Annotated in this window: 4 protein-coding genes; 3 read left to right on the plus strand and 1 reads right to left on the minus strand. The window is 44.3% G+C overall.

The window, feature by feature from the left end; genetic code table 11:
- Positions 1–7 precede the first annotated feature (7 nt).
- Positions 8–2050, minus strand: coding sequence for an elongation factor G (gene fusA, locus Q0E08_RS07380; RefSeq protein WP_294778484.1), 2043 nt, complete (start codon positions 2048–2050; stop codon positions 8–10).
- Between the two features lie 326 nt (positions 2051–2376).
- Between fusA and nuoE the strand changes: the two genes are divergently transcribed.
- From nuoE to Q0E08_RS07395, 3 genes are read left to right on the plus strand one after another with little or no spacing between them, the layout of a single operon-like run.
- A complete protein-coding gene (gene nuoE / locus Q0E08_RS07385; RefSeq protein ID WP_294778485.1) occupies positions 2377–2850 on the plus strand; it encodes an NADH-quinone oxidoreductase subunit NuoE in 474 nt (157 codons plus the stop codon).
- Positions 2847–4589 carry an NADH-quinone oxidoreductase subunit NuoF gene (locus tag Q0E08_RS07390; protein ID WP_294778486.1) on the plus strand — a complete coding sequence of 581 codons (1743 nt, stop codon included), beginning with the start codon at positions 2847–2849 and terminating at the stop codon, positions 4587–4589. Before nuoE ends, Q0E08_RS07390 begins: the two co-directional genes overlap by 4 nt.
- Before the next feature lie 15 nt (positions 4590–4604).
- Entirely contained in the window at positions 4605–6806 is a 2202-nt protein-coding gene (locus Q0E08_RS07395; protein WP_294778487.1) for an FAD-dependent oxidoreductase, read from the plus strand.
- The last annotated feature ends 133 nt before the right edge of the window (positions 6807–6939 follow it).

Consider the following 6939-nt stretch of genomic DNA (forward strand, 5'->3'; position numbering starts at 1 on the left):
ATCACCGTTAGTTTTCTTGAGCAGCCTCTGCAATTACCTTTTGTGCAATATGTTCAGGGCACTTTTCGTATCTTGCAAAAGCGGTGGTGAACGAGCCTCTGCCCTGCGTAATTTGACGCATTGAGGTTGCAAAAGTTGTCATTTCCGATTCAGGAACTTCGGCAAGAATTTCCTGCATACCGTCACCCGTAGGATTCATACCCAAAACTCTGCCGCGACGCTTGTTGATGTCGCCGATAATATCGCCCATAGCCTCATCATTGCAAAGTGCATTGAGAGTAACAATCGGTTCAAGGAGAACAGGAGAAGCATCTGCAATGCCTGCCTTGAAGGCAAGTGAAGCTGCCATCTTAAATGCCATTTCCGATGAGTCAACAGGATGGTATGAGCCGTCAAAAAGTGTTGCCTTAACGCCAACCATAGGATAACCTGCAAGAACACCCTTTTCCATAGACTCCTGAAGTCCTTTTTCAACAGCCGGGAAGAAGTTTTTAGGAACGGAACCGCCCACAACTCTTTCGGCAAATTCAAGTTTTTCGGTATCATACGGTTCAAACTCAATGAATACATCACCGAACTGTCCGTGACCGCCCGATTGCTTTTTATGTCTGCCCTGTGCAGTAACCTTGCGTGTAATTGTTTCTCTGTAAGCAACCTTTGGCTGAGAAAGCGTTGCTGTTACATTATATTTTGTGCCGAGTTTTGACAAACATACATCCAAATGCTGCTCGCCGAGGCCCGAAAGCACGGTTTGTCTTGTTTCGTTATTAACCTTATATGCAATAGATGGGTCTTCCTCTATCATCTTTGCAACGGCATTGGCAATTTTTTCTTCTTCGCCTTTTTTGTTTGCACTGATTGCCATTGAATAGCAAGGAGTAGGAACGGCAACGCCGTCAAGAGTAACAACCTTTGCGGAAGTACACATAGTGTCGCCCGTCTTAAAGCCGTCAAGTTTTACAACAGCACCGATTTCGCCCGCAGGGATTTCCTTTGCATCGGTTTGCTTTGCACCGAGGAGAGTGACAACCTTACCAACTCTCTCGTCTTTGCCCGTGCGTGAGTTAACAACAGTTGCACCCTGAACAAGTTTGCCCGATACCGCTTTAAAATAGTTGAGTTTTCCGATGAACGGGTCTGCAACAGTCTTAAAGCATACTGCGGCAAGAGGGCCGTTTTCGTCAACGGTAAGTTCGATAGGTTCACCGTTTGCATCGGTTGCATATTCAGCCTTAGGTGCAGGACAGCAATCCTTGATAAAATCAAGAAGCATATCAACGCCTACACCGGTAAGACCCGAAAGTGCAAACACAGGAACAACCGTACCGTCTGCAATGCCTTGCGAAAGACCTTTGATTTTGTCTTCCTTTGTAAGAGGCTCACCTTCAAAATATTTTTCCATAAGTTCGTCATCTGCACCGGCTACCGCTTCGGCAAACACTTCCTTAATAGCGTCAAAACGAGCTTGGTCATCATGAGCGACATCGGTAGTTTTTTTATGAACTCCGTCGTATGTATAAGATGTGTCATCAATCATATTATAGTAGCCGACAACCTTGCCGCCGTTCAACACAGGAACGACAACCGGGCACATAGTTGTGCCGAATTTGGCTACCAAACCATTAAAGGCTTTGTAAAAATCGGCTCTGTCATCATCCATTTTTGATGTAACAATAATACGAGCCATGCCTTTTTTGCCTGCGTCTTTAAACGCTTTTTCGGCACCTGCAGCAAGACCCGACCTTGCCGAAACAACAACGATTGCACTGTCTGCCGCACGAAGTCCCTCTGCCTGACCTAATGCAAAATCAAAAAGTCCCGGAGTGTCGATAATATTGATTTTTGCATTGTCATATGTAAACTGCAAAACGGATGAAGAAATTGAAACCCCTCTTTTCTTCTCCTCTGCGTCACTGTCGGACACAGTGTTGCCGTCTGCTATTTTGCCCATTCTTTCGGTAACACCTGCCACATTAAGCATTGCCTCTGCGAGAGTGGTTTTACCTTTAGATGCGTGGCCTACAATTGCCACATTCTTAACTATGCTCATAAAGCACACCCCTTTGATTTTTTTCATTTGTTAAAATTGTACAGTATTTTTGCACTTATGTCAATAGTTTTTGGTGATTAATGCCCATTGTTTAGAAAAAATAAATATTTAAAATTTGGCAAAAACAGACAAAAACACTATAAAAAGTTTATGGAGGAAAACACAAAAGTATTAATGTTTTTGTATATTTTTAATGAAAATAAAAATATATACTTGATAATCAAAAATTAAAGTAGTATTATTTTATGTAACACTATATATTATAATTTATATATAAAGAAATAAGTATATACTTATTTTGCAAACGATTATGGGAGGGAAATGAAATGTCTACTGTTGATTTGAATTTGATTGACGGCGTGCTTGAAGAATATGCAAGCGTTCCGGGCAGTTTGATTACAATCTTACAGCAAACACAGGATATTTACGGCTATCTTCCAAAGGAAGCCATAGAAAAAATATCCGACAAAACAGGCATTGCAACAAGCGAAATTATGGGTGTAGGCACATTCTACACACAATTCAGATTTCAGCCTGTCGGCAAGTATCTCATTATGCTTTGCCAAGGCACCGCATGCCATGTTAATTCATCGGAATTAATACTTCAAACTATCAAAGACGAGCTTCACATTGAGGACGGTGAAACAACCGAGGACGGTTTGTTTTCGCTCAAGTGTGTTGCCTGCCTCGGATGTTGTTCGCTTTCACCTGTTATGATGATAAACGACAATACATACGGCAGTCTTACACCCGATAAGACAAAGAAAATCTTGAAGGAATTAAGGGAGGCTGCACAATGAGAATAGTTATCGGTGAAGGTTCATGCGGTATTGCCGCAGGAGCCGAAAAGGTGCGTCAAGCCCTTTTAAACTGTGATTTAGGCGGAGCACAAGTCAGCATCACCGGTTGTATCGGTATGTGTTATCTTGAGCCTATCGTTGACATTTACGAGGGTGAAAAGCTCACCCGTCTTGTAAAGGTATCGCCGGACGATGCACAAAGCATTGCGGATTATGCAAAAACAGGCGACATCTCAAAAATCGAAAAGCTTATTGTATCTGATGAGGACAGCGAATTTTTGACAAAGCAAACAAGAATTGCCCTCAGAAGATGCGGTATCATCAATCCTGACGAAATTTCCGCTTTCTTGGAGGCAGACGGCTACACGGCACTCAAAAAGTGCCTTACGGAGCTTACTCCGGAGGAAGTTATCGACATCATCAAGACATCGGGACTTGCAGGCCGTGGCGGTGCAGGCTTCCCTACTTGGTTCAAGTGGAACGCCGCAAGACAGAGCGAGGGTGAAGTTAAATACCTCATCTGCAACGCCGACGAGGGTGACCCGGGTGCGTTTATGGACAGAGCCGTTATTGAATCCGACCCGCACACACTTATTGAGGGTATGCTCATCGGTGCATATGCTATCGGTGCACAGCACGCAGTTGTTTATGTAAGAGCGGAATATCCTCTTGCAATCAAGCGACTTAACCGTGCTATTGAGCAAGCAAAAGAGCAAGGCATAATCGGCGAAAACATCTTTGGCTCGGACTTTAGCTGTGATTTCACAATCAAAGCAGGTGCAGGTGCATTTGTTTGCGGTGAGGAAACAGCACTTATTGAATCCCTTGAGGGTCACAGAGGCATGCCGAGATTGAAGCCTCCGTTCCCTGCTGCCGCAGGATATTGGCTCAAGCCGTCAAACATCAACAATGTTGAAACCTTTGCAAATGTATCTTGGATTATCAACAACGGCGGTGAGGCTTTTGCCGCTATGGGTACAGAAAATTCAAAAGGTACAAAAGTATTTGCCGTTACAGGCAAGGTTAAGAGATCGGGTCTTGTTGAAATTCCTATGGGTAAAACTCTTCGTGATGTTATTTTTGACATCGGGGGCGGAATGAAAGGCGACAAGGCATTCAAGGCTGTTCAAATGGGCGGTCCATCGGGCGGATGTATTCCGGCTGAACTCATCGATACCGTAATCGACTACAAGGCACTCGGTGCAACCGGTGCGATTATGGGCTCGGGCGGTATGGTTGTTATGGACGAAAGCACCTGCATGGTAGGTATGGCTAAATTCTTCCTTGACTTCACCGCAAAAGAAAGCTGCGGCAAATGTATTCACTGCCGTATCGGCACAAAAAGAATGCTTGAAATGCTTGAACGCATCACAAAGGGTGAGGGCAAAGACGGCGACATTGAACTTCTTGAAGAACTCTGCCATTCAATCAAAGACGGTGCTCTTTGCGGATTGGGTCAAACAGCACCAAACCCTGTACTTACAACAATCAAGTATTTCAGAAACGAATACGAAGCTCACATCAACGAAAAGAAGTGTCCTGCCGGCGAATGCAGCGACCTTATCGAATACAAAATTATTGAGGACAAGTGCAAAGGTTGTACCCTTTGTGCAAGAAACTGCCCTGTTGATGCAATCAGCGGTACAGTTAAAAATCCTCACAAAATCGATACCGAAAAGTGCATAAAGTGCGGCAAGTGCTACTCATCATGCAAATTCGGTGCAATTATCAAGGCATAGGAAGGAGGAAACACAATGCTTAACTTAACTATTAACGGAAAAAATATTCAGGTTGAGGAGGGTACAACAATCCTCCAAGCCGCAAAAGACAACGGCATTTACATTCCTACCCTTTGCTATGACGAAGCCGTAAAAGTTTACGGTGCGTGCGGTCTTTGCGTTGTTGAAGCCGAGGGTATTCCAAAACTCTTGCGTTCCTGCTCTGCAAAATGCTCAGACGGAATGGTAATCAACACCGAAAGCGACAGAGTTGTTCAATCAAGAAAAATCGCCATGGAACTTCTTATGTCTGCCCACAACGGCGACTGCGTTGCTCCGTGTCAACTCAACTGCCCTGCAAGAACAGACTGCCAGGGATATGTCGGTCTTATTGCAAACGGCGAATACGAATCCGCATTGAAACTTGTTAAAAACAAAGTTTCGCTCCCTGCTTCAATCGGCAGAGTTTGTCCGCACCCATGCGAAAGTGCGTGCAGAAGAAAGAATGTTGAAGAACCTATCAACATTGCTCAATTAAAGGCTTTTGCCGCTGACCTCGACCTCAACGGCGAAAAATACATTCCCGAAAAGGCAAAAGCAACAGGCAAAAAAATCGCTGTCATCGGTGGCGGTCCTGCCGGACTTACAGCCGCATATCAGCTTGCAATCAAGGGCCACGATGTAACAATCTATGATATGATGGAAAAAATGGGCGGTATGCTCCGCTACGGTATTCCGCAATACAGACTTCCAAAAGAAGTGCTCGACAGCGAAATTGAGATTATCGAAAAGCTCGGCGTTAAGATGATTAACAATGTTAAGCTCGGTAAAGACTTCTCTATCGCAAGCCTCAAAGAGCAAAACGACGCTGTTATCGTTGCTGTCGGTGCTTGGAAATCAAGTTCAATGAGAACTCCGGGCGAGGAGCTTGACGGTGTTTACGGCGGTATTGATTTTCTCCGCAGCGTAATTCTCGGCAAGCCCGAAGAAATCGGCGACAATGTTGTTATCTGCGGCGGCGGTAACACGGCAATGGACGCTTGCAGAACCGCTGTAAGACTCGGTGCAAAGAATGTTTATGTTGTTTACAGAAGAACAAGAAACGAGATGCCTGCCGACGACCTCGAAATCAGAGAAGCAGAGGAAGAGGGCGTACAGTACAAATTCCTCACAAATCCTATTTCGTTTAACGGTGAAAACGGCAAGGTAAAGAGCATTACACTTCAAATTATGGAACTCGGCGAGCCTGACGCATCGGGCAGAAGAAAGCCTGTTCCTGTTGAGGGCAAGACCGAAGAAATCGAAGTTGACAGCGTTATTATGGCCATCGGTCAAAAACTTGTCGGCGAGGATGTGAGCGAGCTTAAACTCACAGACAGAGGCAACATTGAGGCTGATATAGACACATTTCAAACAAATCTTGACGGTGTGTTTGCTATCGGTGACGCAACAAACAGAGGTGCATCAATCGCTATCGAAGCAATCGGCGAAGCAGACAGATGTGCAGAAGCCGTTGACGCATTTTTGAACGGCGAAGCAATCGACACAAGAGTGCCGTACATCAGCAGAAGAGATGCAGAACTCATTGATTACTCTGCAAAAGAAAAATGTGCAAGAACCAATCCAAAGGTGCTTGACCCTGAATACAGACGAAACAACTTTGACGAAGTCAGCCTCGGATTTACAGAAGACGAAGCAAAAGCTGAAGCAAGCCGTTGCCTTGAATGCGGATGCAAGGAATACTTCAAGTGTAAACTTTTGAGCGTTGCACAGAGATACGACATCAACCCTGCCAGATTTAAGGGTGAAATGCCACAGAAGTACACGGCAAATTCAAACGAATTCATTGAACGCAACAGTGCAAAATGTATTCTTTGCGGATTGTGTGTAAGAAGCTGTAAGGAAGTTATGAACATTTCGGCAATCGGTCTTATGGGCAGAGGCTTCAAAACAGAAGTTGCTCCTGCATTTAATCTTCCGCTTGACCAAACGAAGTGTACAAACTGCGGACTTTGCGTTGAACTTTGCCCGACAGGTGCTTTGACAGAAAAATCAGCACTTGCAAAGCAAGTTCCGCTCAACGAAGTTTACAGCGAAAAAGAGGTTACAATCGACGGCAAGACCGCAAAGGTTAAGGTTTCTGCTTATGACGGCAAAACTATCCGTGTAATTCCTGATGACGAAACCTCACGAACAGCAAACCTCACAAGAGAACAGCTTTTCGACCTCGGAAAGTAATAAAACACTTGATAATAACCGCTAAGTAAAAAAGCTTAATATAGTAATCTTTATCAATGCAGTTAAACTTAACAAAAGAATTACTTATCTGACAAGTTTATATGGTGGAAAGTACGCTCCCTAAATGCTATAA

Origin of the sequence: uncultured Eubacterium sp., assembly GCF_934561735.1 — a bacterium.
Taxonomy (GTDB): Bacteria; Bacillota; Clostridia; order Oscillospirales; family Acutalibacteraceae; genus Eubacterium_R.

What these genes read in the sequence shown, in the direction of transcription:
- fusA (WP_294778484.1), bottom strand. Translation starts at nt 2,050, where the DNA reads ATGAGCATAGTTAAGAATGTGGCAATTGTAGGCCACGCATCTAAAGGT.
- Q0E08_RS07390 (WP_294778486.1), top strand. Translation starts at nt 2,847, where the DNA reads ATGAGAATAGTTATCGGTGAAGGTTCATGCGGTATTGCCGCAGGAGCC.
- Q0E08_RS07395 (WP_294778487.1), top strand. Translation starts at nt 4,605, where the DNA reads ATGCTTAACTTAACTATTAACGGAAAAAATATTCAGGTTGAGGAGGGT.
- nuoE (WP_294778485.1), top strand. Translation starts at nt 2,377, where the DNA reads ATGTCTACTGTTGATTTGAATTTGATTGACGGCGTGCTTGAAGAATAT.